The organism is Thiomicrospira microaerophila (genome assembly GCF_023278225.1).
GTDB lineage: Bacteria > Pseudomonadota > Gammaproteobacteria > Thiomicrospirales > Thiomicrospiraceae > Thiomicrospira > Thiomicrospira microaerophila_A.
Map to the genome: position 1 here is coordinate 1,946,649 of NZ_CP070959.1, position 25,750 is coordinate 1,972,398.

Consider the following 25,750-nt stretch of genomic DNA (forward strand, 5'->3'; position numbering starts at 1 on the left):
TAATGGATTATTTGCATTATTCTACTTAATCAAATGGCGTGCAAGGCTTTTTTACTTCCCCAGTCAACAAATAGATAAAATTTTACATTTAAACCAACCCATCAAATCCAAAGCGTATAAAACGCGAGCAAAACGTTGATTTATAATATAAAGACTCAAACCTCTCCCTCAAGCGCATGCTAGGACGCGACTAACCCCCTTGCCACTACCAGGCCTGGTGGTGGCAAGCTTGCGTTAGCTAACCACAAAAACGAACAGTGTTATAATCTCCGTTTTGGTTATTCGGCGGTGGGCTATGCGCGCCAGTTTTTATCGGTAATGGAAAAACCCGATTTAGACCATATTGAAGGCTTGTCGCCGACAAGGTTTCGTTTGCATTGTCGCCTAAAGTGTCTTTATCGGTTGACGGCTTAACCGCATGGAATTCTCGAAAACTTTCAAACTGCTTTAAAAAACGCACATTGATAGACTCTAAATTCTGCGCCAACACCGACTGCCCCGAATCCGTAAGCTGAACATGCGCACGTTTCAGTGAATTCACCAGGCCTGCTTTTTTAAGATAAGTAATCGCCCAACCAATTCGATTTTTTATAATCGTCTGCTTGCCGGATCGTAATAATTCGGCACGCTGTTCCGGCGTTAAAGCAAATTCATCGCTCACCTGCTCCACAATCTGCGCCGAACCCACAACATCCTTACCGGCTAAACACTTTAAAACCGGCAACATCACCGTTTGAAAATCAGGAATCGCCATAAATACCTCAAAATAATTTTGCTACCACCTTCCGACCCGCGTAAGAAAATGAAAATATATTCAGTTGAAAATTTAGCTAGCTAGCAATCCACTAAAGGTTTCACCACGATTTTAGTCATCCATATCAAATAATAAATCCGCGCTGACACCCAACGCGTTCGACAATTTAAGCAAGGTATCGGCGCGCGGAATTGATTTTTCATTTTCAAAGTTCGCGACCTGGGCTTGCGTAACCCCCGCTTTTTGTGCCAATTCAGCTTGGCTTAAACCAAAATAACGACGCCAAGCTTTTAATAAACTCATACCTTCAATGACATTCATCCCCACCACTTCATGCGGAAAAGTTGTGCGCTTTTGATCTGGCTTTGATTCAATCACATTAGACATTTTCATCCTAGGAGCCAATCTATTTAAAATGTATCGTTCTATTTTTTTCTTGCTCAACAAATAAAATAACTTTAAGATAACTGATAGATGGATCAGGGGTGCTCGGTCGGCGTTACAGCCTCGGTGGGTTCATCGGGGCTTCTCGCTTTTAAGACCCCTAAAAACTTGAAATACCTACCTCAAACATGAATACCAATGTGCCGCCCATCAGGAAGTTGCACATCTAAAGACAACTTGCCGCCTAGCGCCTCCACATAACGTTTAAGCGAAGACAACTTCACCTCGTGGCCGCGTTTTTCTAAGTTAGCCACTGAAGGCTGTGAAATCCCCAAACGCTCCGCCATTTCTACTTGCGAAAGCGCCAACTGTTCACGCAAATAAGCCAAACGCCAAGCTAGCACGTCCTCTTCGGCTTGATTTTGCGCGGCTTCAACAATCGCCGGATCGATTTTTAGCAATAAATCCGCTAAAGGTTTTGCCATAGTTTTCTCCTAATCCAGTTTTTCAAGATGTGCGATAAATTCACGCTCGGCAATCGGAATCATCCTGTCATAAAAACGTTTATCACCGGTTTTATCTCCACCACACAACATGACCGCTTGACGCTTAGGGTCAAAAGCAAACAACACGCGATACGGCTTGCCTTTATGCTGAACCCTCAGCTCCTTTAAATTTTTAACTCTATGCACGCCTGAAAGCGTATCGACATCAGGACGACCTAATAACGGTCCAATCGATTGCAGTTTAAAAATAGCGGTCAAAATACCTTGCTGTTCGGCTGCGTTTAACGATAAAAACCAATCATCAAAATAATCAACCGTCACTACTTGCCACATACAAACCCCATTATAACCTAAAGACTATATAGCTTATAAGCTATTTCACACTCTCTGCATCACCCCAAAAATCCATCAAAATAATCGCTGTCCAAGGTTTTGACTTGATACATCTCTTTCACGCTCACGCCAACATTATGCTCAATCATCAACTCGGCCAACTTTTGACCATCCAACAACACCACCGACAAATTGAGTCCACGCACCGAGGCTAACGCGCCCTGCAAAAAATCCGACGTGGTAATAAAAGCATCTTACGTTTTGCAATTACTTTGGTTTAAACTATTGCAATGCAACATCTTCCGCCGCATTCATAGTGCGGTGAGTTTCGGACGTGTCAGGAGAGGTTGCATTACCCTTTCAAAGGTCTGATAATGCCAATTTTAAAGCCATCCTCTTTTCGCCCCCTATACGCAATCAGTGCTGTAACCACTCGCCTTTTAAAACCCTAATTGACCAATCTTGTTTTAATTTGTTATCATAAAGCTTCGGGGTTGACCAGCTGAGTGACTGACCACTGTGAAGCTAACTAACCGTCGGCGGTGCCCGTCAGTGGGCGCAGAGCCCTTTTAATCCTGCCTGCCGTAAATCAGCTTTCCCTAGTATCCAAGCATGACTTTGGAAACGAGTGAAGCACATCACGCATTCGCAAACAAGAAGTGGATTCCAGCGTAACACCCTTAGCAATAAAATAGCCCTTCTCATTTTCAACCAACATTCTCTGACCAAGCTCTTTGAAGTAATCTTTTGTATGAAAGCTAATCAAGGTATTTTGCTTGTAATTAGGGTTTTTTAACTCTCTTCCTACTATTAAAATCAACTCATACTTAGCTGTCTGCAATGCAAGTGCTTGAGGATAATAACCGGGTTTGAGCTCAATATTACCTGTAAAATATGTATGTAAACTAGTGTAAACAAATAAGGATTTATAGGGAGAATTTTCGATATTAGTCACTCCCGCAATACTTTCCAAATAGCCTCTTTTTGACAAATTAACTTCGATTGTATTAAAAAATAAATTTGGAAGATCAATATTAAAAAAGTTATTTACTTCCTTTTTTGAATCAACAATTCCAGGCTCCCCTGTTAACTCAATACGGCAAATTGGCAATGGATGTAATTCTATATTACTTGTTGATACCCTTGGCGCCTCCAGTAAGTTAGCACGACCTTTTAATGGATTTTCTCCGTTATTTTTTATATGTATTTCGCCACTCATTTTTTTTCGTTTAGGACTACCATGGTAGGTTAAATGAGCATTGTCAGATATAAACTCATGTACCAACTTGCCTTTCATGTAGTGATGACACTTATAATTGTCTGGAAAACTAATATATACCTCAACGCCACCTTCTATTTCTTTCAAACTAAAAATACAAAATACTTTTCCTTTAAACACACCCATTATTTTATTTTGTGAATCCTCAGTCGGAAAATAAAAACTACAGCCTGAAAGTTCAGAAATATATTCTTGGCCAAAATAACTATGTCGAATTCCATTATTCATTATTTTAATCACCTCCACTAAACCAAGATAAATTCAGGAAGATAACTCCTGTTCAAAAAGATTATCCTCTTGAAATAACATATTAACTGTGAATAATATACATTCCAGTCGCATAGCATTAGGCCGCTGTGCTCATAACACAGAATCGATTCGGACGTTCAGGCCTTCGGGATGCGACTACTCTCTCGGTAAATATAAACACCTTCCATACAAGCACCTTAAGTTATGCAACCAGCTTGCTTCAAACATTTTTAATGGAACATCTTGCTTCGCATTATCTCCTAGCCTGTAAGCCGCTTTATTCACATACGTTAAGCAAGAGGTTAGGTTCTCCGCCCGAAAATTAACTCCCTGCGCAAGTACTAAGAAGCACAATCGCAAAAACCACAAATGCCACGCCCTTTAATGCACCTGTTAATAAATTCTTCACGCTAAATGCGTCCGCTATCGCTTCACCTGTCGTCGGAGGAATGGACCACCGAATATCGTCCGTATCAACAACCGTAAAACTCAAGTCCAACTCGAATGTATCCGATTGCTGTTGCCATTCTTTAGGTTCACCCTTAATACTTTGCACTAAACGCTCAAAGTCACTGAGGCTAGATGACAACTGATGACTAACTTTTGATAGCAGTTGGTTTTGAATATCAATGTAACGAGAATCACTGATCAACGCGTGCTGCAACTGTCTTTTAACCTCGATGCCACGACTAAACTGGGTGTTCAACGCACTACAAAACGCATCGGCTTGCGCTATCTCATTCATCGCACTCGGTATCTGATCGAGCCGTTGTGCTAAATGGCGTTGCCAATCATCAAAAAAAGCAAGCCATTGAGCAGGCCTGGTGGTTTCATTTAACTCAATCAACGTGCGTGGTTCACTCGACGTACGCAAGTCCTGCTCAACCGATTGCAATAGGTTGGCTAACGCGTCGGCGAAATAACGTGTTTCAGATTTAAAGTTTGGTGTTGTCATCCTCGCTATTCCTTACTGGTTAATTCCACGCTATACATTGCCCTCAATCAACGCGATTTCGTTTTGGGTTAGGTTGTAGAGTTGGTATGTGTGTTGGTTGAGTTGGGTTTCCTTGGTTTGGATTTGAGTTTGCAGGGTTGCCAGTGCGGTGTCGAGGGTGTTGAGTTGTTGGATTAGGCTGGCGTTATGGGTAGTTTTTAGGTTGAGAAGGTGTCCAACGAGTTTGTCGGCGGTGACGCTAGGCGTAATATTGGTGGTGCGTATGACTTGTCTCCATTGCGGCACAATCAAAGCGGCTTGTTCATCGGTGATGTACTGGGTAATGACTTCGATGCCATTCGCTAATAAACTGAGTTCACCGTCTTGATATTGCACGACTAACTTGGTTTTGGCGTTGAGTTGGCTGGCGAGGGGTTGCAAATTTTTGTCCAACACTTTTTGCGCCTGTTGTTTCGCCCATTCGGTGAGTTCTTTGCCTTTTAAGCCGGTAGCTTTGGCTTGGTCGGATTTTTTAAGGTCGTTGATGGGCTGAATATCCGCCCAAAGCCAGGCTAAGTCTTTGGGTTCGGCGAGCATTTGCGTAGAAGTGAGGCGTTTGTCGAATTGCGCGAGTTTATCGCGGTATTCCGAATGCAAATTTTGTAAGGTTTGCGCCAGTTCGCCAATCTGGGCTTTTTGCTGGTCGTTGGCATTGGGAATCGGCAAAGGTGCAAGATATTGCGATTCAATATCAAAAAAACCACCAGCCTTTGGCCTAGCAATTTTTTTGAAAATATAGCTGGCTACAGGGGCATTTAAGATACCCAGCAAATAGATTAAATCATTTTGATTTTCCGCATGAATTGTATAAACACGTTTATCATCAGCGGCGAAAAGCCCCGCTTCATCATAAGCCACTCTTAATTCAGGTGCTGTACCTGCAACAAAAAGTTTTTTCTCACCTTGTTTAGTCAAGTTTTTAGGATATACATACCCCCACCACTTGGAGTCATTATCCATTTTTGGATATTCCCTATTACGAAGCCTATGTTCTTGTGTTTTTAGATACTTCCATACAACAGGGTATTTATTTCTCATAACATCTTCTGATAATAAACTCGCCTTTTCATTTTGAAGATCATAAGGAATGATTATCGAGACATCCTGGTTAAACAAAGCATACCTAGATACGTTTTTTCCTGAAATTAAAGGCCTAACAACTTCTGATTCGGTTATGAATACATTTTTTGGAACAATAAAACGTTGATCATCTTGAGTTAAATGGTAAATATCGTTTGCACTAGTTACCAAACCTTGTGAAATTGATGTAGTCATGCTTTTCAACGATGGACAAGTTTCAAATAATTTATTGATTAAAACCCGTTCAACTTCCGGCATAAACTGCCAGGCCTGGTTAGGGTCGAGTTGATGGTAAGGTAAAGGCGTGATGTCGTCCCAATGCAGGCCTGCTAAATCGTCCGCACCTTGTGGGGCAAAATGCAGTTTAATGCCGTCATTCACTTGACCGGTAAAAAACTGCAGTGCGGTGTAGGTAATGGCTTCATCAAAGATTTGGTAGCTTTTGAAATCAATCCAACGATCCATTTGTTGGCTTTGGTGCAAAAAGGCTCTTAGCCCTGCGCCGTATTCGTTCACCGCCCACACACTCGGCGCGATAAAGCCCATGCGCCCTTTTGGATTAATCAGTTGCACCGATTGTTCAAAAAACGGTAAATAAATATCGTAATTGCCGGTTTGAGTGCTGCGAAACTTCGGCACGTGCTTTTCAATAACTTGACCGTTTTCGTCGGTCAGGCTTTCGGTTTTAGTGGCTTTAACCCAATATTCGGTGGCTTCCGGTGCGACCTTTTTCATGTTTTGCAGTTTGATATACGGCGGGTTGCCGATAATCACGTCAAAGCCGCCATTGGCGAATACGTCTTGAAAGGCTTCGGCGTAGCTAAATGGGTTGATTTTAGCGAGTTGGTGTTCGTTAAGGTCGGGCAAGATGGTTTGAATATCCCAATCGACCAGACTATTGCCGCAAAGGATATTGTTATCCAGCGAGGATAAGGGTTGGCCGGGCATGACGGTATGCAACCAAAGCGCGAGTTTGGTGATTTCGACCGATTCGGGGTTGATGTCCACGCCGTAGAGGTTTTTGGAGAGAATATCGCGATACACCTGCCCCACATCAAACAGCCCGCCCTGTTTAAATTCGTAGCTGATGCGGGCTTTTTCTTTGCCGATGGCTTCGTGTTCTTTTAATAGGCGTTTGAGCGCTTGGATTAAAAATGCGCCACTGCCGCAAGCGGGATCGAGCACTTTGATTTCGCTAAGCCGCGCTTCGTAATGTTCCAGGGCTTCGAAATAGCTTTTGGCGCGGGATTTTTGCGCGACGAATTTACCGCTTTTGGTGTGGGCGGCATCAATTTCTAAATCAGTTAAATCGCCATAGGCTTCAAAACCGAGTTCGGTTTGCAATTCGCGCAGGCGTAAACCTAGGGTTTGCTCAACCACATATTCAGTGACCCATTCGGGGGTGTAGTACACGCCGTCGGTTTTGCGTTTGCTGAGTTTCATCAGCGATTCTTCGTTGGCGGCTTCGGCTTCCATGATTTCAAGATCGGTAATGGATTGCTCGAAAATGCGCCCAAGGGTGTAGAGGCCGATGGTGCGTTCTCCGCCGTCTTCGATGCCGAAATTGTAGTTGGCGGAAAAATACAGCAAGGTGTGTTTTTCGGTTTTCATCGCCTGTTCGGTTGCGCCCTGCATCGGGGTAAAAAAGATGTGATTTGGGATAAACAGGTTTTCTAAATCGTCATCGGCGGCGAATAATCCGCCGTTGAATTTGTTGATGCTGTGATTCCATAAGGTGCCGCCCAGTCGCATAGTTTTAAACAGGCGCGCTACTTTTTCTTCGTAAAAGTCATTGGCTTGCGGGTTGTAGCTTGTGTCCTGCGAGCCTTCGACCATTAAATCGCGCAGCAGATTCACCGGGTATTCAAGATGCGCCCCCATGTCTTCGCAAAACATAATAAACAGCAAGCGGTCGAGCAGTTTTTGGGTGAGGCGTACCAGTTTTTGCGCTGGGTAGTGGTCGGCATTGGTTTTAACCAGCGTTTTAAATAAGGCTTCGCGGTAGGCACGGTATTCGAAATAGAAGGTTTTTTCGAGGGTTTTTTCTTGGATTTGCTGCGCATTGAGCAGTTTGAGCAAGGCCGATTCGTTGCCAGGATTTAGGAGCATGTCGGCTTGAAACAGGGTTTTGAATAAAAACCGTTGTTGGCGTGCCTGTTCGCTATCCGCCAGCAGGCTGAGCGATTGTTCTTTCATGGTTTTGGGTTTGAGGATAAACCGCTGGTATTGCCCCGGCATTTTGGCTTTCCAATATAAACGGAATTCGTTCATATCGGTGACAATGCCCCAAGTAGGTTGAATTTTTTCGTGTCCGTAAGGTGCGTATTGCAATCGGGCGAAATGCAGGTAATCGGCGCATTGTTGCACCGGTGAGCGGTCGTTGTCTTTGCGGTTTTGTTTTTCATCGAGGCCGGAACGAATGTCTTTAAATTCGCATAACACTTGCGGCGTTTCGGGGTGATCTTTTAAGGCAAACCAGCCGAGGGCTAGATCGGCGTAACCCTTGCCGCCGCGTTGTCCGGCGTTATTGATGGGAAACTGCGGATAGAGCGTAAAGCCCTGCTCGCGGTTTTGTTCGCCCGAACCGATATACCCCCAAAGTTCGACAAAAAATAATTGCACGAAACGCCCTTCGGAGGCGGTTTCTTTTTGAAAGTCTTTATTCGCCCAATGGCTGAGTTTTTCGCGTAACGTGTCGTCTTCGCCGCTGGCGCAGTAAGCGTCGTACTCTTTCGCCCAATAGGACATTAAAAACGCGGGACTGAAAAGGGTGTGTTGTTGGGTTTGCAGGTCATTGTTTTTAATTTTCATAGGGGCTTTTGATTTTTGATGAAGCGAAAATGTCGATTTTTATTAAATATAAATTACTGTGTTGTTTCGTTTACTTAACGGTTATTTAGGTCATTATTCAGAATTTAGCGGAAATAACAAGGCTGATTATCAGGGTGAAATTAATCCGAGTTCACAACCAGGCCTGGTGGTTCTATGTAGGTTTAATAAATTTAATTCGCTTTTTGGTTTTTCACCAAGATGACGCTCAAAACCGGAAACTTATGAAATCGTCGCCCTTATATTAAGAACAGTTTTCACGACATAAAATAAAACATAAAAAACAATAACACATTGTAATTTAATAACTTTAATGATTAAATAAACGACATCATTCACTACATACTTCATAACCTATGAACGTCGAAGATTACTTGCAATCCCAGATTGCGACCAGCAAACAAATCCAAACCGCCTGCAACCTCACCCAACGCCAAGTTGGCTTGCAAATCAACAAGCTAGGGAATCGCATTGTTAGAATTGCTAATGGACGCAGTCCAAAATATGCCCTGACCACAGCAAAATTTGGAGTGGGCGACAGCATTCTTATTTGGGAGATGGATAACTTTGGCAAACCAACCTGTATTGCAAAGCTTCGCCCCTTAGCCGCTGGTGGCTTTTTTATTGAAGAACATCAAAACATGCCCAAAGTCTTCTTGGGTGAAGCCAAAAATGGTTTGTTTGATGATCTGCCATTTTTCTTACTTGATATGGCACCAAAAGGTTTTCTGGGGATAAAAATTGCTGAGCAGCTATCTCGCGTGGATGAAAGTTTTCCCGCGCATCTAAAAGATTGGAAAACCGAGCATATTGGCCGTTACTTACTGGCTAATACTGACAACAGCATTGGCAATTTAAAATTTGGCAATAATGCCGCCTTGCAATTGCATAGCCCTTTCACAACGCATTCACGCAAGGAATACATTACGCTCGCCGATCATATTATGGATGAAGATGTCCTGGTCTCTTCTGCCGGTGGTGAACATCAAAAATTCGCCACCTTTTGCACAGACATTGACGCGCATGTCATTGTTAAGTTTTCACCAAAAGGCAATGACGCGAACGCGCGCCGCTGGAAAGATGTGCTTGTTACAGAGCATTATGCTGCCAAAGTGCTTAATGAAACCGGCTTTGTGAACGCGGCTGAAACCCATATTTTCGAGGATGACGAGCGTCTGTTCCTCGAATCCAAGCGCTTTGATCGTTCGGGGAAAAATGGTCGGCGCTCCATGCTATCACTAGAAATGATTGATGCGGAATTCGTCGGATCCGCCGTAAGCTGGATGGACAGTTGCTATCAACTTTTGCAGCAAGGTTTACTCACAGAACAGGACTACATCAAGGTTGAGTTTTTGTCTGCCTTTGCGCGCTACATCCATAATACCGATACGCATCTGGGCAATATCAGCTTTGCAACCCATCGAGACATCTTCTCACTTTTACCGATTTATGACATGTGCTCCATGGGGTTCGCGCCCAAAAGTAATGGTGAAGTTGCGCCGTTACAATTTAGCTGGCCAGAATCCGTTAAAGTTAAAAAACTAGCGCTTAATGGGGTAAAACACTGTGCAACGCGCTTTTGGAACAACCTCGCAAAAGAGCCTCTGCTTTCCGAGCCGTTCAGAAAATTTATTAACGAAAATGTTATCCCGCAGATCCCCGATTGAGGCAAAAGACGCCCCCTCTGTCTTTAAGGAAAAATAAAGCGACTGCTCACCAGGCCTGCTTGTTAAATCGGTGTAAAAACGAATCATGTTATAATCTTCGCTTTGCTTAATTTGGGCGGGTTGCTATGCTTGAGAAGATTATTATTCGCGGGGCGCGGACGCATAATTTAAAGAATATTGATGTCACTTTGCCGCGCGACAAGCTGATTGTGATTACCGGCCTGTCGGGATCAGGCAAATCATCCTTGGCGTTTGATACCATCTATGCCGAAGGCCAACGCCGTTATGTCGAATCGCTGTCGGCTTATGCACGCCAGTTTTTATCGGTGATGGAAAAACCTGATTTAGACCATATTGAAGGCTTGTCACCGGCAATTTCGATTGAGCAAAAATCTACCTCTCACAACCCACGTTCCACCGTCGGCACCGTCACCGAAATCTACGATTATCTACGCTTATTGTACGCCCGCGCCGGCACACCGCGCTGCCCGACCCACGATGTTGACCTGGAAGCGCAAACCGTCAGCCAAATGGTCGATCGCACCTTGGAACTGCCGGAAGGCACCAAATGTTTATTGGTGTCGCCAGTGGTGCGTGGCCGCAAAGGTGAGCACAACAATCTGCTAGATGAGCTGCAAGCCCAAGGCTTTATTCGTGCGCGCATTAATGGTCGCTTGATGGATTTAGACGGCTCGATTGCGCTCGATAAAAACAAAAAGCACGATATCGAAGTGGTGATTGACCGCTTTAAAGTGCGAGAGGACTTGAAACAACGCTTGGCCGAATCCTTTGAAACCGCGTTACGCTTGTCCGATGGCTTAGCGCGTGTGGTGCCGATGGACGAAGACGATGATTTTGAGCTGTTGTTTTCTGATAAGTTCTCATGCCCACATTGCGGTTACAGCGTGCCGGAACTCGAACCGCGTTTATTCTCATTTAACAACCCGCATGGCGCCTGCCCAAGCTGTGATGGCTTGGGGATTAAAGAAAGCTTTGATGCGTCACTGGTGATTACTCATCCTGAACTTAGCTTGGCGGGGGGCGCGATTCGCGGCTGGGATCGCCGCCACAAGTACTATTACGATATTTTATTGGCGGTCGCCACCCATTATGGTTTTGACATGGAAACACCTTGGGGCGAGTTGGATGAGAAATTTCAAAAGGTGGTGTTGTTTGGTTCGGGTCGTGACAAGCTCGCGCTGCCGCATGGTCGTTATGCGCAGGTGCGTCGCTTTGAAGGCGTGCTGCCGAATATGGAACGGCGCTATCTTGAAACCGATAGCAAAACCGTACGGGATGAACTCGACAAATACCGCGTGACCTCACCCTGTAAAACCTGCGGTGGAGAGCGCCTAAATGAAGCAGCGCGCCATGTATTTGTTGCCGATATTACGCTGCCGAAACTGACTCATCAATCCGTTGGTGAACTGTATGAATTTTTTGACCAACTCAGCCTGCCGGGCGCAAAAGGCAAAATTGCCGCACCGATTTTAAAAGAAGTCCGTGAACGCTTGTCGTTTTTGGTGAATGTCGGCTTGAACTATTTAACCCTTGATCGCAGTGCCGACACCCTCTCCGGCGGTGAAGCCCAACGGATTCGTCTCGCCAGCCAAATTGGAGCAGGCCTGGTTGGGGTAATGTATGTATTAGACGAACCCTCGATTGGTTTGCACCAGCGCGACAATGACCGCCTGCTGAAAACCCTAACCCATTTGCGTGACTTGGGTAACACCGTCATTGTGGTTGAGCATGACGAAGACGCCATTCGCGCGGCGGATTTTGTGTTAGACATTGGCCCAGGTGCCGGCATTCACGGCGGGCGCATTATGGCACAAGGCACACCGGATGAAGTCAAAGCCAACCCACAATCCTTAACCGGACAATATCTAAGCGGGTTGCGCAAAATTGAAGTGCCGAAAGAGCGGGTAAAACCTGGTCAAAACTGGTTAAAAATTATTGGCGCAAAAGGTAACAACCTAAAAAACGTGACCCTCGAAATTCCAGCAGGCCTACTGACTTGCATCACCGGTGTGTCAGGTTCAGGCAAATCGACTTTGATTAACGAAACCCTGAGCAAAATTGCCGCCCGCGACTTGAATGGCGCGCTATCAACGCCCGCCCCCTATGATAAGGTAGAAGGCTTGCAGCATTTTGACAAGGCGGTGAATATCGATCAAAGTCCGATTGGTCGCACGCCCCGCTCGAACCCCGCCACCTACACCGGCCTATTCACGCCGATTCGTGAGTTACTCGCCGCCACCCCAGAATCGCGCGCACGGGGCTACACACCTGGTCGATTTAGCTTTAACGTCAAAGGCGGTCGCTGTGAAGCCTGCCAAGGTGATGGCGTAATCAAAGTTGAAATGCACTTTCTGCCGGATGTCTATGTGCCATGTGATGTCTGTCACGGCCAGCGCTATAATCGCGAAACCCTGCAAATTCAGTACAAGGGCAAAACCATTCACGAAATGTTGGAGATGACCGTGGAAGACGCGCGCGCGTTTTTTGACGCGATTCCGGCTTTGGCGCGCAAATTGCAAACCCTGATGGATGTTGGGCTCGGATATATCAAGCTCGGTCAAAGCGCGACCACCCTTTCCGGTGGTGAAGCCCAGCGCGTGAAGCTGGCCAAAGAACTGTCCAAACGCGACACCGGCAACACGCTATATATTTTGGATGAACCGACCACCGGCTTGCATTTCCACGATATCGAACAACTGATGAAAGTGGTGTATGAGTTGCGTGATCGCGGCAATACCATTGTGATTATCGAACACAATCTCGATGTGATTAAAACTGCGGATTGGCTGGTCGATCTCGGACCGGAAGGTGGCGCAGGCGGCGGACAAATTATTGCCACCGGCACACCGGAAGATGTCGCCAACAATGCCGACTCGCATACCGGCTATTATTTGAAGTCCTGGTTGAAGTGAGGAGTGTGCGCTAGGGTTTATTCCGATTTTCCAAATGTAAATTCGGCACGCGACTTTGATGAATGACACCAAACACCCACAACTGATGTTGTTCTAAGGTGTAATAAATCATATGGCTAACATAGGGAAAACTAAAAACGGATTCAGCGATATCAGGCCTTGGCTCACCGATTAATGGAAACGCCGCCAATCGTTGAATCGTATCCCTTAACCCGGACAAATAAGCCTGTGATTTAACCTCCCCCCAATTTTTTACGTTATAACGTCGAATGTCGATCAAATCGGCTTTAGCCTCTGCCGTGAGCCGGTAAGCAAGCCTAGTCATACTTGCTCGTTAACAATTCACTGAAAAACTCGTCACCATCTGCTGTATCGCCCTGTTGGATTTCTTGCTGGGCATTCGAAAACCGAGTCTGTAACCACTGACGCTTTATTTCTTCGATGTTTTCAAATTCTTCAATCGATACCATCACGGCCACCGGCTTACCGTTTTTATTAATTTGTACCGGCGTTCGCTGCGCTTTCATTAGTAGGGCGCCAAACTGGGTTTTGGCCTCATTCGCGTTTAAAGCGTGCATAAACTCACTCCATATAATTAACCCTCAACCATTATAAACGAATCGAACGATTTAACCCGATTGTTTTTACGATACTTATAAAATAACAAGGCAACGTGATTTCATCACCAGGCCTGGTTAAACACCCGCTCAAATACCATAGTCAAAAACTATCAAAACCATAAAAATAAACTGCCTTTACATATCAAAAATCGGCGTAGAATTGACTCATGTGTTTCGTTAATTCGAGCACAACATCTTACAGATAAACCCTAGGAGGATAGTATGTCTGGTGGAAAATGCCCTGTTATGCACGGTGCCAATAGCTCTGTTGAAAAATCAACCATGGACTTTTGGCCTAACGCACTCAATTTAGATATCTTGCATCAACATGATCGCAAGGTAAATCCGATGGATCCTGGCTTTGACTACCGCGAAGCAGTTAAAGACTTGGACTATGAAGCCTTACGTCAAGATTTGCACGCGCTGATGACCGACAGCCAAGAATGGTGGCCGGCTGACTGGGGTCACTATGGCGGCTTAATGATTCGGATGTCTTGGCATGCGGCCGGCACCTATCGCATTGCCGATGGGCGTGGTGGCGGTGGCACCGGCAATCAACGCTTTGCACCGCTTAATTCCTGGCCGGACAACGTCAACCTAGATAAAGCACGCCGCCTATTGTGGCCGATTAAAAAGAAATACGGCAACAAACTGAGCTGGGCCGATTTACTGGTGCTAGCCGGTACCATCGCCTATGAAAACATGGGGCTGAAAACATTTGGTTTTGCCTTTGGCCGCGAAGATATTTGGCAGCCGGAAAAAGATATTTATTGGGGCGCAGAAAAAGAATGGCTGGCACCATCAGACGCACGTTATGACAACCTTGACGACCCTTCCACCATGGAAAACCCACTGGCCGCAGTGCAAATGGGCTTGATTTACGTCAACCCGGAAGGCGTCAATGGTCAACCTGATCCGCTAAAAACCGCTCTGCAAGTGCGCGAAACCTTTGCGCGTATGGCGATGAATGATGAAGAAACCGTCGCACTGACCGCTGGCGGGCATACGGTCGGCAAATGTCACGGCAATGGTCGTGCGGAAAACCTAGGGCCTGATCCGGAAGCCGCTGATGTCGTCGAACAAGGTTTTGGCTGGATGAATCATAAAACCCGTGGCGTAGGTCGCGATACCGTGTCTTCAGGGATTGAAGGCGCCTGGACAACCAACCCAACCCAGTGGGATAACGGTTATTTTTATTTGTTATTCACCTATGATTGGGAATTGAAAAAATCACCCGCCGGTGCCTGGCAGTGGGAACCGATTAATATCAAAGAAGAAGACAAGCCGGTTGATGTCGAAGACCCAAGCAAGCGTTATAACCCGATTATGACCGATGCCGATATGGCGATGATTAAAGACCCGATTTATCGTGAAATCTCAAAAAAATTCTACGAAAATCCGGACTATTTCTCTGAGGTATTTGCACGTGCCTGGTTTAAATTAACCCACCGCGATATGGGGCCTAAAGCGCGTTATATCGGCCCCTGGTCGCCCAGTGAAGACTTGATTTGGCAAGACCCGGTTCCGGCAGGAAAATCTGATTATGATCTCACCGCAGTGAAAGCCAAAATCGCCGCCAGCGGTTTATCGGTAGCAGATATGGTCGCCACCGCTTGGGATTCGGCGCGCACCTTCCGTGGTTCGGATTTGCGTGGCGGTGCCAATGGTGCGCGAATTCGTCTAGCGCCACAAAAAGACTGGCAAGGCAACGAACCGGAACGTTTAGCGCGTGTACTCGGCAAGCTTGAACCGATTGCGGTCGAGTTTGGCATCAGTGTGGCGGATGTGATTGTACTGGCCGGTAATGTGGGGGTTGAACAGGCCGCTAAAGCCGCCGGTGTGTCGGTTGACGTGCCGTTTGCGCCGGGGCGTGGTGATGCCAGCCAACAGATGACCGATGTTGAATCGTTTGAACCGCTGGAGCCGATTCACGACGGTTATCGCAACTGGGTGAAAAAGGATTACATTGTTCAGCCAGAAGAGCTGTTGCTTGACCGCACTCAGTTGATGGGGCTGACCGCGCATGAAATGACCTGCTTGGTCGGTGGGTTGCGTGTCATTGGTGCCAACTATGGCGGCTCAAAACACGGTGTCTTCACCGACACACCCGGGGCGTTAACCAACGACTTCTTTGTGACCTTGACCGATATGACCTATAGCTGGAAACCAGCCAGCAAAGATCATTACGAAATCGTCGAACGCAAAACCGGCGCGGTGAAATATACCGCGAGTCGCGTGGATTTAGTGTTCGGTTCTAACTCGATTCTGCGCAGCTATGCCGAAGTCTATGCGCAAGATGACAACAAAGCCAAGTTTGTCCACGACTTTGTAAAAGCCTGGACAAAAGTCATGAACGCCGATCGGTTTGATCTGGCTTAATCCTTTCTAACCTCAAGCTACAGACAACAATACCCGCCTTCGCGGGTGTTGTTGCTTTCAGGCCTCATAACTTGCCAACCACCAAGTCTGGTGGTTTAATATCATTCATATAAAGTCCGTTGTAAAGGAAGTCAACGATGTCATTAGCTGATACTATTTACGAAGTGATTAAACCCTTTCCAGATGATATGGCAAAAGAAGTGCTTGATTTTGCGCTCTATTTAAACCAGCGTGAAGACACTCAGGAATGGCGAAATCTGCAAGCCGCGCAAATGAATAGTTTCACCGACTGGAACAACGAAGATGACGAGGTCTGGAATCATGTACCAGAAGTCTGATATTGTCGTCATCCCCTACCCATTTACCGACCTTTCATCAAACAAACTTCGCCCTGTTTTAATGCTTTCAAAGCCGAATTCTCAAGGCGATTTTCTTGCAGTACAAATCACATCAAAATCCGGTTATGACCAAGCTGAAGAAATAAAGGCTTTGGACTTAATGCTTGGTCAACTCCCTAAAATCAGCTATCTGCGACCAGATAAACTTGTGACGCTAAATCACGCTCTCATCAAAAAACGCATTGGACAACTGACACCATCTGCAACACAAAAATTTGATCAAATCATCTGCCACCAACTTAACTGCTAAAAACTTTTGATTAACTGGAATTTTCTTAGGCTTTATCTTGCTCTGGTTTCGGTTCTGGCGCATCGTTGCTGAGCATAATCGCAATCCAGCGTGTGCTGTGATATTGCTCAAGGCCGATTTTGACAATCATGGTTAAGGGAATCGAGAGAAACATCCCCACAGGCCCGAACAGCCAACCCCAAATTAACAAGGATAAAAACACCACGAGTGGAGATAGTCCTAAACCTTTGCCCATATATTTCGGTTCAATAATACTGCCCATTGCTATGTTAATCACGACATAACCCATCGCCACCCAAACCGCATCGCCCAGCCCGAGTTGCACCAAAGCCAACAACACCGCTGGCACCGCCGCGATCAAGGAACCGACATTGGGGATAAAGTTCATTAACATCGCCACTAAACCCCAAAGCACCGGAAAATCCACGCCTAAAAACATCAACCAGAAGGTTACGAGCACGCCGGTGATAAAGCTAATAATTGTCTTAATTAACAGATACTTATTTACTTTTGCGATAAAACCGGTCGCGGCATCCAGAGTAAAATTAGCATTCGGCATCGCCGCACGAATTTTACGTGGAAAGGTCGCTTCTTCCATCAGTAAAAAAATCACGATAAACACCACCAAAAACACATTAGTCAACAACGATCCAACCGCAGATAACGCTGTACCGACCGTCCCCATTACATTTGAAGGGTTAACGTGCTCCATTAACATCTCACGCGTCACCGGCAAACCCAAACTTTCCAAAACAGGTTGGAGTTCAGTTAAGGTCGCTTGCAGACGAATTTGATAAATCGGCAGTTGGGCAATAAAATTGTCAATCGAACTGCTCACAACCATCGCCAACAGCCCACCAAATACAATCAAAACAAACAACACAATCAACACCGCCAAAGAGGACGGCACACCGCGCGCGGTCATCATGCGTAAAAACGGTGTACTGATAATCGCGACAAACAACGCCAACATAATCGGAATCGTGATCGCCTCTGCCGCTTTTAATCCCGAAATAATTACAATCACGCTGGCCAAGCCGACCAACCAAAACAAACCTTTATTATCTGTCATTTTTCTAAAATCCTTTTAGCTTCTCAATGCGTGCCAGTTTACCACCAGGCCTGGTTGATTAAGGGCTAAACTTTAAACCGCCGACTAAATTTCTGTACATTATTATTTACCACCCTTTTTAAAGGTAAATAGGACTCTAACACGCTTTGGTGCTGCTCAATTAACGCCACCATCTTATTAAACTCCTTAAGAACGAATGTGAACTTAACACCAATACTTTCAGAAAAAGCCTGCAAATGACGCTTCTGTATCCAGTCTAAACGATTCTCTCCACCGATTTTCATACTGAATTTTTGACTCAAGGTTTCATAACACTGGGTTGAAATTAGATCGTAAAATGGAGCCAGCTCGCACTTTGGTGCATACAAAAATGCGATATTTTTGCCATGTGCGTCACAATTACCGACCAAGAGATTAAACAACACCCAGCGAACAAACTGCAACAAGTCTGCCGCAGGTTTGTGGCTATACCCCCGAATTAAATCGGCACATTCCTTTAAACTAGGGCCACCTTCGGCTTCATATTTATTAGCGGCATCAATCGCAAGTGCCTGACAAAAATCTTCTTGATGCAAGCGTTCGCCATTAGACCGGTCATAACGCTGAATAATAAAATGCGTTTTACCCGCCACTGACAAAAAATCGACTTCCGGCACATTTAAACCCAACGCTTTAGCTAAGCGCATAGTGGTGACTTCATTGAGGACTAAGTCTTTAAAATGCGTATTCGCTAATTTGATAATATGCGTGGTCGCCAAGTCAGGCGAAATCGGCAAAGCAAAGGGGCTAGAAGCCTTATCTAACTTCATAACCGGTAACTTATTTTGCGCCCCCGCCAGTGATAAGCGAATATCGCCATCGATCGCTTTAAACGGGTTTTTTTCTAATGCCTGCAACAGTTCTGCTAGGCTTGACTCTGAAAGCGGTAAAAACTGGCTTTCATAGACGGGAAGCTGCAGTGTCGAATAGATAGAAATCGCACCAGCCACATCACCACCGATTTCAGCCAACAACCCAAAATCATTTTTTTCAGACAGGCCAAGTTTTTTGCACAGCGCTGCGCGTACATCAGCCTCTGGCAATAGATTTGCAAAAAACGTTTCAGCCTGTTCAAACGGTTCGCTTCGTAACGGTAAGCTTATCGACAAGGCAAAAGCATTTGGATTGGCTAACCAGGCCTGGTCATATTTAAAGCGCATTTGCCTTGCATTAAGCTTGACTAACTCACCTACCCTACTTTGTTGATAAAACACATAAAGCTGCTGCACACGGCCCCCTATTTTTCTATTTATCTACAATCAACAGCTGCAATCCCAGCGCCGCCAATACCGCTAGCACGGTATTAAGTTGAACACTCGGTTTGCCATTTTCTAGTTCAGAGACAAAACGCACCCCCACACCCGCAACGGCGGCTAAATCCTGCTGTGTTAAACCATCCTTCTTTCGCTTATCACGCACCTTATTACCCAGCTGAACCGAATCCAATATAGGATTATGCAGCCCTTCAATATTCCCGTTCGGGATATTTTTAACATTCGTCATAATTGAACCTCAAATTTATTCCCTTTCGGGAATAATACACCTTCCTACTTAATAAATAAAACAAAAAATTACCGTAAGGGAATAATCGACGCACAATTCAATTGACAAGCAATATGGTGTTGAGTATAGTTCGAAAATCGTTATTTACTTGAGTATAACTTGATGTCAAGTTCGTCGAATCAACCCGAATTTTTTGCCCCTTGGCATGTGCATTTAGGCAGCGGCGACATCAGCCCGCGTCGCTTGCATTTGTTGCAAGCGATTGAGGCGACTGGCAGCGTGTCGCAAGCCGCCAAGCAAGTCGGCATGACCTATAAAGCGGCCTGGGATGCGGTCGAGATTATGAACAATCTGGCGGGCGTGCCCTTGGTCAATCGGCAACACGGCGGCAAAGGTGGCGGCGGCGCGACCCTCACCCAAACCGGTCTGCAAATCGTCACCATGCACGAGCGGCTATCAGCGATGCAGACCATGTGGATGGCATCGTTAGAGAACACTGATGCCGATATTTTGCCCTTAATGCGGAGAATCAAAATGCAAACCAGCGCACGCAATAGCTTTTACGGCACGGTGGAAACCGTCAAAACCGGTGAAGTAAACGCAGAAGTCACGCTAAAACTGCAAGGCGATGATCGCATTGTGGCGACGGTCACCGCCGACAGCGTGACACGCATGGGGTTAAAACCGGGCGTCACAGCTTGGGCACTCGTCAAAGCCAGCTGGGTGGTATTAGCCAAACAACAAGCCAAAGGATTGATTAGCGCACGTAACTTTTTGTGCGGCCAAGTCAGTCGAATCACCGAAGGGCCGGTCAATGTGGAGGTGGTGGTCGAACTCCAAGGTGGCAACACCCTGTCGTCAATTATTACCCACAGCGCGCTGAATGAGCTCAAGCTCGCCGAAGGCGAACCCATCTGTGCGCTGATAAAAGCCTCACACGTTTTAATTGGCGTGGATGAGTAAAACGTTACGTTATCTGTCAGCCCGTGCAAACGGGTTTTTTAACCCCAAGCGATATAGCCTTTAGTATCTATCGCTTGTTTTTTTATTTTTAGGAGTGATCAATATGAAGCTTAAATATCTTTTACCAGGCCTGGTATTGGCATTTGCCGCCACAACCTCGGCAAAAGCCGCAACCGTGACCGCTGCAGTGGCCGCCAACTTCACCAAAACGATTGAAGAAATTGGCCAAGCCTTTACCGAAGACACCGGCCACACCATTCGTTTTTCGTTTGGGCCATCCGGTAAACTATTTGCGCAAATTCGCAACGGTGCACCGTTTGATTTGTTTTTCTCCGCCAATGAAACCGCGCCCAAAGCAGCGATTAAGCATGGTTTAGGCGTTGAGGACAGTTATTTTGTTTACGCTCAAGGCGTATTGGTGCTCTATAGCCCAACCTTACCTGTCGCCAATAACGCAATGGATATTCTAAAAAAAGCCGAGTTCCGTCACTTATCCATGGCGAACCCCAAAACCGCACCTTACGGGGCACAAGCCGAAGTCTTTTTAAACAATGTCGGACTCTACAATACCGTTCGACCAAAACTCGTCAACGGTGAGTCCATTGCGCATGCCTTTCAATATGTCGTGACCAAAAATGCAGAAATTGGTTTTGTCGCCAAATCTCAGGTCGTTGACCCAGCCAGCCCAGCTTATAACAATGGTGAATATTGGACGCTGCCTGCCGACCAATATAATCCAATCAACCAAGGCGCGGTGATTACTAAACGCGGTGCGAAAAATGAAGCCGCTATCGCCTTTATGGACTATATGAAGTCGCCAAAAGCGATTGAGATTATCCAGCGCTATGGCTATAACCTGCCTGAATAAATATTAATTAATCCAACTGAAACGGACAGTATTATGATTGAACTTTTCGGCGCTGCGGTCGACTTACAACCCATCTGGTTAACACTCGAAATCGCAACCTATACCACGATTATTTTGATTGTGCTGGGGACACCTTTGGCTTGGTGGATGTCACAAATGAAATCCTCAAACAAGGTATTACTCGAAGCGATTGTCGCTTTACCCTTGGTGCTACCGCCAACGGTGTTGGGCTTTTATTTATTAATTGCCATGAATCCCACCGGCCCAATTACCGAGTTTTTACGTTTTTTTGGCTTTGAAGGTCAATTGACCTTTAGCAAACTCGGCCTGGTGATTGGCTCGGTATTTTATTCTTTGCCGTTTGCGGTGCAACCGCTGATGCACGCGTTTGAAGCGATTCCGCATCGTTTGTTAGATGCGGCGGCCACGCTACGCGCAAGTTTTATCGATCGATTCCGTACCGTCATTATCCCACTATCGCGTCGCGGCTTTTTGACCGCGGCCACCCTTAGCTTTGCCCATACGGTCGGTGAATTTGGTGTGGTCTTGATGGTCGGCGGCAATATTCCAGGCGAAACGCGCATGGTGTCGATTGATATTTTCGATCATGTTGAAGCCATGGAATACACTCAAGCCCATATTCTGTCGGCAATCATGTTGGTGTTCTCATTATTTGTATTAATGCTGGTATATGGTTTAAACCGCCGTTTTGGCGTAAAGGTAGGATAACGCTATGGCAAAAAATCTATTAAAAGGCAACCTGCAACTCGACCTAGGCAGTTTTAAGCTCAATAGCGGTGACTTTGAACTACCACTTGAAGGCGTGACCGTGTTATTCGGTCGCTCCGGTAGCGGCAAAAGTACGCTATTGCGCGCCATAGCAGGCCTAGATAAACGCACCCATGGTCAACTCAGCATGGACGGTGAGGTTTGGCAGGCGGGTTCAAAACGCCTTGCGACCGAACAGCGGCATATTGGCTTTGTGTTTCAGGATGCCGCCTTGTTTCCGCACATGACGGTGCGCCAAAACCTGATGTACGGCATCAACCGCTTACCAAAAAACCACCCAACGGCGGATTTTGACAAGATTGTGCGCCGGGTGGGCATTGAAGACAAACTCGACCGCGACGTCACTTTTTTATCCGGTGGCGAAAAACAACGGGTCGCGATTGCGCGCGCCTTACTTATGTCGCCCAAACTGCTTTGCATGGATGAACCACTTTCAGCACTCGATTGGCGCTCAAAAGCCGAGTTATTGGGCTTGATTGAAGAACTGGTTGAAGAGTTTAAGCTGCCGGTGCTTTATATCACTCATGCACCGGTAGAGGTCGAACGCTTGGCGAACCAGATTGTGTTTATGCAAGAGGGTCAGATCGAAACCATTGAAACCCTGCAACAATCACTAAAACGTCCTGATTCACCCTTGTTTGACGAACAGGGTGCGGTGTCGGTGTTAATCGGCCAACCTGGTCGGGTGGAAACTGGATTGCGCGAAATCAACTTGGGCGAAGACACCCTCTACCTGAGCCAAACCCATGATATCCACACTCACACGGTACGTGTTCGGGTGTTAGCGCGGGATGTGAGTTTAGCTCTATCCGACCCCAAAGATTTAAGTATTATTAACCACCTTCGCACCGAGGTTGATGAACTGGTTCCGCTTGACGAACACCGTTTGTTAGTCCGCTTAAATCTTGCTGGGGGCCAGCAGTTATTCGCCGAAATAACCCAAGCCTCCGCCCAACGCCTCAAGCTACAACCAGGCCTGGTGGTCTATGCGTTGATTAAATCGGTCGCGCTAGCGGAATAACTCGATGAGTGGATTACAAAAACTCTGGCTAGCGGCGGTGCTCGGAGCTCTGATTGGTTTGCTCGGCGGCTTAATTGGCTTGGGTGGTGCCGAATTCCGTTTACCGATTTTGGTGGCGGTGTTCAGCTTGCCCACGCTGGAAGCGATTATTCTCAATAAAGCCATGAGTCTGGTGGTGGTCATCACCTCCATCTTTTCGCGTGGTTTTAGTGTGCCGATGGAAAGCCTGCTCCCGCATTGGCTGATTGTGGTCAATCTGCTGATCGGCTCGGTAGTCGGTGCATGGTATGCCGCCGGTTATGTGATGAAACTCGCCCCCGCGATGCTTAACCGGGTGGTGTTTGGTTTATTAATTGCGCTAGCGCTGATTATGTTTTGGGAACACTTAGTCGGTTTCGGTGAAACGGGCACACCTTTATTTCAGCAGGCCTGGTTACAAGCCTTAGTCGGCATATTAGCAGGCCTGGTGGTCGGCATCGTTGCGGCGGTATTGGGTGTCGCTGGTGGCGAATTATTGATTCCAATTATTGTGATTCTTTGGGGGATCGATATTAAAACCGCTGGCAGCTTATCGCTATTGGTCAGCCTGCCGACCATGCTGGTGGGTTTTTTCCGCTATCGCCAAGCGCAAGCCTTTGATGCACTACGTCGTGAAAGGGATTTATTAATCTGGATGAGTGTCGGCTCAATTGCTGGCGCGCTCGTCGGCGGCCTGATGCTCGGCCTTGTTCCGGCGCAATGGCTCGGCTTGTTTTTAGCAGTCTTACTGCTGATTTCCGCTTGGAAAGTATTTAAACATTAAGGCTTGGTTATGATTTATTTATCGCAACACGAGATTGACCAAATCATCTTAGAAGACATGCCACTGCACGATGAAACCTCACGCGCATTAGGTCTGAGTCAGCAGCGCGGCATCATTGAAATTCGTGCGCGCGAAGCGGGTATTGTGTGCGGATTGCAAATTGCCGAAAGAATGGCCGCCAGCTTAAATTTAAGCTTTGAAACAGGATTACAGGATGGCGATCCGATACAACCAGGCCTAGTGGTACTCATCGCAAAAGGCTCAGCACAATATCTGCATATTTTTTGGAAACAAGCCTTGAATGTCATCGAGTATTTATCCGGTGTCGCCGGTTACACCCACGCAATGTTGAGACAAGCTCGGCAACACCAACCGACCATTCAAGTCGCCACCACACGCAAAGCCCTGCCTTCGGCACGCAAACTTTTGCAATACGCCGTGCTCTGCGGCGGCGGCATTATTCATCGCACCGGCCTGTCGGAAACCTTATTAGTATTTGAACAACACCGTGCGTTTTTTCCTGAATTAAGCCTGCAAGATTTTGTACAACGCCTGCGCCAGCACTCGCCTGAAAAACGAGTGATGCTCGAAGCAGAAACGGCTCAACAGGCGATCGAAGCCGCGCAAGCGGGCGCCGACCAACTCCAACTAGATAAATTCAGCGCCGACCAACTGCGCGAACTCGTCCCCCAACTCAAACACCAATCACCAGGCCTGGTGATTGCCGCAACAGGTGGTGTTAGACTGCAAACCGCCGCCGCTTATGCCCAAACAGGGGTCGATATCCTCATCACATCCAGCCCCTATCACGCCAAACCCGCCGACTTCGGTGCCAAAATCACGTCGATTGGTTAAACCTAAACTTAGGAATCTGATGCAGCGCCAAATCATAGAGTTGTGCCATTTTGATTTTAGTTATCACTTCGCTCGGCACACCGTCTTGCAATAACGCGCCGTTTTGCATGGTCAATACCCGATTGGCAACCATCATCGCTTGTTCGGGGTGATGGGTGGTCATCATAATACAGCGCTTGTGATCGGCAAGATCGCGTATCCGTTCGAGTAGTTTAATTTGATTACCATAATCCAAGCTATTGGTCGGCTCATCCATAAATAAATAAGGCGTATCCTGCGCTAAAGCACGCGCAATCAACACCAGCTGGCGCTGTCCGCCGGAGAGTTCAGTGTAGGGTCGGTCTTTTAGGTGTGCAATATTCATTTGCGCCAGCGCGGCTAACGCGAGGTCTTTATGCACTGCCGTCGGCACTGCCCATTCGGAATAAGCCGCCATCACTCCCATTAACACCATATCGATGACCGGATAACCAAACGCCGTGCGATGATATTGCGGCACATAACTGATTAAACGCGCTTGTTGCTTTGCACTCAAGGCCGCCCTATCCGAACCGCGTAATAACACCTGTCCGCTCGTTTTGGGATGCAAACCCAACAAGGTACGCAACAGGGTTGTTTTGCCACACCCATTTGGCCCTAACAAACACACAAAATCGCCTTCATTCACACGCACACTGAGATTGTTGAACACCGCTTGTTTTCCATGCGCGGCACTTAAATCACGCACCTCTATCATGCTGACTCCTCAACCATATAGACCATACAAAATATACTAAACACTATATCGATAGCGCTAAAAAAGCCCGACGAATCGGGCTGGCTTTCAATCGTGTAAGGTTTAATCTACCGCAACCATGACGCTAGACGCTTTCACAATCGCATAGGCCGTTTTTCCGACTTCCAGACCCAGCGCTTTCGCCGAACCGTTGGTAATAATCGACACCAACTCAACGCCTTCTGCCACCTCAATCACCACTTCAGTATTCACCGCACCTTCGTGAATCGCTTTTACCGTGCCTTTAACTTGATTACGTGCGCTAAATTTCATTGTTTTCTCCTTTAACTGATGAAATTATTGATAAAAAATCGAGTATTACTTTAGGCAATATTGGCTTAACGCAATATCACCTATAATACATAACCTATTGAATTATTTCTAAATAATTCGGTAACATTAAACCAA

25 protein-coding genes and 1 pseudogene are annotated in these 25,750 nt (G+C 46.4%); 11 read left to right on the forward strand and 15 right to left on the reverse strand.

Features of this window, described 5'->3' with window-relative positions; genetic code table 11:
• Positions 1-493: 493 nt before the first annotated feature.
• From JX580_RS11995 to JX580_RS09425, 8 genes and pseudogenes are all read right to left on the reverse strand, one after another.
• A pseudogene (locus JX580_RS11995) lies at positions 494-754 on the reverse strand (winged helix-turn-helix domain-containing protein); the annotation flags it as partial.
• A 111-nt stretch (positions 755-865) separates the two neighbouring features.
• Positions 866-1,141, reverse strand: a complete 276-nt coding sequence (locus JX580_RS09395; RefSeq protein WP_248850289.1) for a helix-turn-helix domain-containing protein — start codon at positions 1,139-1,141, stop codon at positions 866-868.
• Positions 1,142-1,320: 179 nt separating this feature from the next.
• Positions 1,321-1,623, reverse strand: coding sequence for a helix-turn-helix domain-containing protein (locus tag JX580_RS09400; RefSeq protein WP_283103583.1), 303 nt, complete (start codon positions 1,621-1,623; stop codon positions 1,321-1,323).
• Between the two features lie 9 nt (positions 1,624-1,632).
• Positions 1,633-1,977 (reverse strand): type II toxin-antitoxin system RelE/ParE family toxin, encoded by a 345-nt coding sequence (locus JX580_RS09405; RefSeq protein ID WP_248850290.1) that lies wholly within the window; start codon positions 1,975-1,977, stop codon positions 1,633-1,635.
• A gap of 59 nt (positions 1,978-2,036) precedes the next feature.
• Positions 2,037-2,222 (reverse strand): restriction endonuclease, encoded by a 186-nt coding sequence (locus JX580_RS09410; RefSeq protein ID WP_283103617.1) that lies wholly within the window; start codon positions 2,220-2,222, stop codon positions 2,037-2,039.
• A 344-nt stretch (positions 2,223-2,566) separates the two neighbouring features.
• Positions 2,567-3,484, reverse strand: coding sequence for a hypothetical protein (locus JX580_RS09415; RefSeq protein ID WP_248850292.1), 918 nt, complete (start codon positions 3,482-3,484; stop codon positions 2,567-2,569).
• A 343-nt stretch (positions 3,485-3,827) separates the two neighbouring features.
• Positions 3,828-4,460, reverse strand: coding sequence for a hypothetical protein (locus tag JX580_RS09420; RefSeq protein ID WP_248850293.1), 633 nt, complete (start codon positions 4,458-4,460; stop codon positions 3,828-3,830).
• A gap of 30 nt (positions 4,461-4,490) precedes the next feature.
• Positions 4,491-8,390, reverse strand: coding sequence for an Eco57I restriction-modification methylase domain-containing protein (locus tag JX580_RS09425; protein ID WP_248850294.1), 3,900 nt, complete (start codon positions 8,388-8,390; stop codon positions 4,491-4,493).
• A 374-nt stretch (positions 8,391-8,764) separates the two neighbouring features.
• On the opposite strand from JX580_RS09425, the gene JX580_RS09430 reads away from it, so the two are divergent.
• Positions 8,765-10,075: a HipA domain-containing protein gene (locus JX580_RS09430; RefSeq protein ID WP_248850295.1), complete on the forward strand. Its 1,311-nt coding sequence runs from the start codon at positions 8,765-8,767 to the stop codon at positions 10,073-10,075.
• 125 nt (positions 10,076-10,200) lie between these two features.
• Positions 10,201-13,008 carry an excinuclease ABC subunit UvrA gene (gene uvrA / locus JX580_RS09435; protein ID WP_248850296.1) on the forward strand — a complete coding sequence of 936 codons (2,808 nt, stop codon included), beginning with the start codon at positions 10,201-10,203 and terminating at the stop codon, positions 13,006-13,008.
• A 10-nt stretch (positions 13,009-13,018) separates the two neighbouring features.
• Here uvrA and JX580_RS09440 read toward each other — a convergent pair whose 3' ends face one another.
• Together JX580_RS09440 and JX580_RS09445 are read right to left on the reverse strand one after the other, a co-directional pair.
• Complete coding sequence (locus tag JX580_RS09440) at positions 13,019-13,333, reverse strand: type II toxin-antitoxin system RelE/ParE family toxin (RefSeq protein WP_248850297.1); 315 nt, start codon at positions 13,331-13,333, stop codon at positions 13,019-13,021.
• Positions 13,326-13,586, reverse strand: a complete 261-nt coding sequence (locus JX580_RS09445; RefSeq protein ID WP_248850298.1) for a type II toxin-antitoxin system Phd/YefM family antitoxin — start codon at positions 13,584-13,586, stop codon at positions 13,326-13,328. Before JX580_RS09445 ends, JX580_RS09440 begins: the two co-directional genes overlap by 8 nt.
• Positions 13,587-13,850: 264 nt before the next feature.
• Here JX580_RS09445 and katG point away from each other — a divergent pair, with 264 nt between their 5' ends.
• The 3 genes from katG to JX580_RS09460 all read left to right on the forward strand — a co-directional run bounded on the left by katG (position 13,851) and on the right by JX580_RS09460 (position 16,655).
• The gene (katG, locus tag JX580_RS09450; RefSeq protein WP_248850299.1) at positions 13,851-16,007 is read left to right on the forward strand and encodes a catalase/peroxidase HPI; all 2,157 of its coding nucleotides are present in this window, start codon (positions 13,851-13,853) and stop codon (positions 16,005-16,007) included.
• A gap of 137 nt (positions 16,008-16,144) precedes the next feature.
• Complete coding sequence (locus tag JX580_RS09455; protein WP_248850300.1) at positions 16,145-16,345, forward strand: hypothetical protein; 201 nt, start codon at positions 16,145-16,147, stop codon at positions 16,343-16,345.
• Positions 16,311-16,655: a type II toxin-antitoxin system PemK/MazF family toxin gene (locus JX580_RS09460; protein ID WP_248850301.1), complete on the forward strand. Its 345-nt coding sequence runs from the start codon at positions 16,311-16,313 to the stop codon at positions 16,653-16,655. The genes JX580_RS09455 and JX580_RS09460 overlap by 35 nt, the downstream gene beginning before the upstream one ends.
• A 25-nt stretch (positions 16,656-16,680) precedes the next feature.
• Here JX580_RS09460 and JX580_RS09465 read toward each other — a convergent pair whose 3' ends face one another.
• The 3 genes from JX580_RS09465 to JX580_RS09475 form a co-directional block, all read right to left on the reverse strand.
• Entirely contained in the window at positions 16,681-17,727 is a 1,047-nt protein-coding gene (locus JX580_RS09465) for an AI-2E family transporter (protein WP_248850302.1), read from the reverse strand.
• 65 nt (positions 17,728-17,792) lie between these two features.
• A complete protein-coding gene (locus JX580_RS09470) occupies positions 17,793-18,995 on the reverse strand; it encodes a type II toxin-antitoxin system HipA family toxin (protein WP_248850303.1) in 1,203 nt (400 codons plus the stop codon).
• A gap of 16 nt (positions 18,996-19,011) precedes the next feature.
• A complete protein-coding gene (locus JX580_RS09475; RefSeq protein ID WP_248850304.1) occupies positions 19,012-19,269 on the reverse strand; it encodes a helix-turn-helix transcriptional regulator in 258 nt (85 codons plus the stop codon).
• A gap of 162 nt (positions 19,270-19,431) precedes the next feature.
• On the opposite strand from JX580_RS09475, the gene JX580_RS09480 reads away from it, so the two are divergent.
• From JX580_RS09480 to modD, 6 genes are all read left to right on the forward strand, one after another.
• Entirely contained in the window at positions 19,432-20,232 is an 801-nt protein-coding gene (locus JX580_RS09480) for a TOBE domain-containing protein (protein WP_248850305.1), read from the forward strand.
• Positions 20,233-20,335: 103 nt separating this feature from the next.
• A complete protein-coding gene (gene modA / locus JX580_RS09485; protein WP_248850306.1) occupies positions 20,336-21,100 on the forward strand; it encodes a molybdate ABC transporter substrate-binding protein in 765 nt (254 codons plus the stop codon).
• 33 nt (positions 21,101-21,133) lie between these two features.
• Complete coding sequence (gene modB, locus JX580_RS09490; protein ID WP_248850307.1) at positions 21,134-21,829, forward strand: molybdate ABC transporter permease subunit; 696 nt, start codon at positions 21,134-21,136, stop codon at positions 21,827-21,829.
• A gap of 4 nt (positions 21,830-21,833) precedes the next feature.
• Positions 21,834-22,910 (forward strand): molybdenum ABC transporter ATP-binding protein, encoded by a 1,077-nt coding sequence (modC, locus tag JX580_RS09495; protein WP_248850308.1) that lies wholly within the window; start codon positions 21,834-21,836, stop codon positions 22,908-22,910.
• A 4-nt stretch (positions 22,911-22,914) separates the two neighbouring features.
• Positions 22,915-23,712, forward strand: a complete 798-nt coding sequence (locus tag JX580_RS09500) for a sulfite exporter TauE/SafE family protein (RefSeq protein ID WP_248850309.1) — start codon at positions 22,915-22,917, stop codon at positions 23,710-23,712.
• Positions 23,713-23,721: 9 nt separating this feature from the next.
• Positions 23,722-24,567, forward strand: a complete 846-nt coding sequence (gene modD / locus JX580_RS09505) for a ModD protein (protein WP_248850310.1) — start codon at positions 23,722-23,724, stop codon at positions 24,565-24,567.
• On the opposite strand, the gene JX580_RS09510 is transcribed toward modD, so the two are convergent.
• Positions 24,551-25,303: an ABC transporter ATP-binding protein gene (locus JX580_RS09510; protein WP_248850311.1), complete on the reverse strand. Its 753-nt coding sequence runs from the start codon at positions 25,301-25,303 to the stop codon at positions 24,551-24,553. The two genes, modD and JX580_RS09510, sit on opposite strands and share 17 nt — an antisense overlap.
• Before the next feature lie 102 nt (positions 25,304-25,405).
• Complete coding sequence (locus JX580_RS09515; RefSeq protein WP_248850312.1) at positions 25,406-25,615, reverse strand: TOBE domain-containing protein; 210 nt, start codon at positions 25,613-25,615, stop codon at positions 25,406-25,408.
• Positions 25,616-25,750: the final 135 nt, after the last annotated feature.

Coding starts and splice junctions, on each gene's coding strand:
- modA (WP_248850306.1), top strand. CDS start 20,336: ATGAAGCTTAAATATCTTTTACCAGGCCTGGTATTGGCATTTGCCGCC.
- JX580_RS09440 (WP_248850297.1), bottom strand. CDS start 13,333: ATGACTAGGCTTGCTTACCGGCTCACGGCAGAGGCTAAAGCCGATTTG.
- JX580_RS09475 (WP_248850304.1), bottom strand. CDS start 19,269: ATGACGAATGTTAAAAATATCCCGAACGGGAATATTGAAGGGCTGCAT.
- JX580_RS09425 (WP_248850294.1), bottom strand. CDS start 8,390: ATGAAAATTAAAAACAATGACCTGCAAACCCAACAACACACCCTTTTC.
- modD (WP_248850310.1), top strand. CDS start 23,722: ATGATTTATTTATCGCAACACGAGATTGACCAAATCATCTTAGAAGAC.
- JX580_RS09445 (WP_248850298.1), bottom strand. CDS start 13,586: ATGCACGCTTTAAACGCGAATGAGGCCAAAACCCAGTTTGGCGCCCTA.
- modC (WP_248850308.1), top strand. CDS start 21,834: ATGGCAAAAAATCTATTAAAAGGCAACCTGCAACTCGACCTAGGCAGT.
- JX580_RS09395 (WP_248850289.1), bottom strand. CDS start 1,141: ATGTCTAATGTGATTGAATCAAAGCCAGATCAAAAGCGCACAACTTTT.
- JX580_RS09465 (WP_248850302.1), bottom strand. CDS start 17,727: ATGACAGATAATAAAGGTTTGTTTTGGTTGGTCGGCTTGGCCAGCGTG.
- JX580_RS09480 (WP_248850305.1), top strand. CDS start 19,432: ATGTCAAGTTCGTCGAATCAACCCGAATTTTTTGCCCCTTGGCATGTG.
- JX580_RS09510 (WP_248850311.1), bottom strand. CDS start 25,303: ATGATAGAGGTGCGTGATTTAAGTGCCGCGCATGGAAAACAAGCGGTG.
- modB (WP_248850307.1), top strand. CDS start 21,134: ATGATTGAACTTTTCGGCGCTGCGGTCGACTTACAACCCATCTGGTTA.
- uvrA (WP_248850296.1), top strand. CDS start 10,201: ATGCTTGAGAAGATTATTATTCGCGGGGCGCGGACGCATAATTTAAAG.
- JX580_RS09500 (WP_248850309.1), top strand. CDS start 22,915: ATGAGTGGATTACAAAAACTCTGGCTAGCGGCGGTGCTCGGAGCTCTG.
- JX580_RS09400 (WP_283103583.1), bottom strand. CDS start 1,623: ATGGCAAAACCTTTAGCGGATTTATTGCTAAAAATCGATCCGGCGATT.
- katG (WP_248850299.1), top strand. CDS start 13,851: ATGTCTGGTGGAAAATGCCCTGTTATGCACGGTGCCAATAGCTCTGTT.
- JX580_RS09460 (WP_248850301.1), top strand. CDS start 16,311: ATGACGAGGTCTGGAATCATGTACCAGAAGTCTGATATTGTCGTCATC.
- JX580_RS09420 (WP_248850293.1), bottom strand. CDS start 4,460: ATGACAACACCAAACTTTAAATCTGAAACACGTTATTTCGCCGACGCG.
- JX580_RS09405 (WP_248850290.1), bottom strand. CDS start 1,977: ATGTGGCAAGTAGTGACGGTTGATTATTTTGATGATTGGTTTTTATCG.
- JX580_RS09430 (WP_248850295.1), top strand. CDS start 8,765: ATGAACGTCGAAGATTACTTGCAATCCCAGATTGCGACCAGCAAACAA.
- JX580_RS09515 (WP_248850312.1), bottom strand. CDS start 25,615: ATGAAATTTAGCGCACGTAATCAAGTTAAAGGCACGGTAAAAGCGATT.
- JX580_RS09455 (WP_248850300.1), top strand. CDS start 16,145: ATGTCATTAGCTGATACTATTTACGAAGTGATTAAACCCTTTCCAGAT.
- JX580_RS09415 (WP_248850292.1), bottom strand. CDS start 3,484: ATGAATAATGGAATTCGACATAGTTATTTTGGCCAAGAATATATTTCT.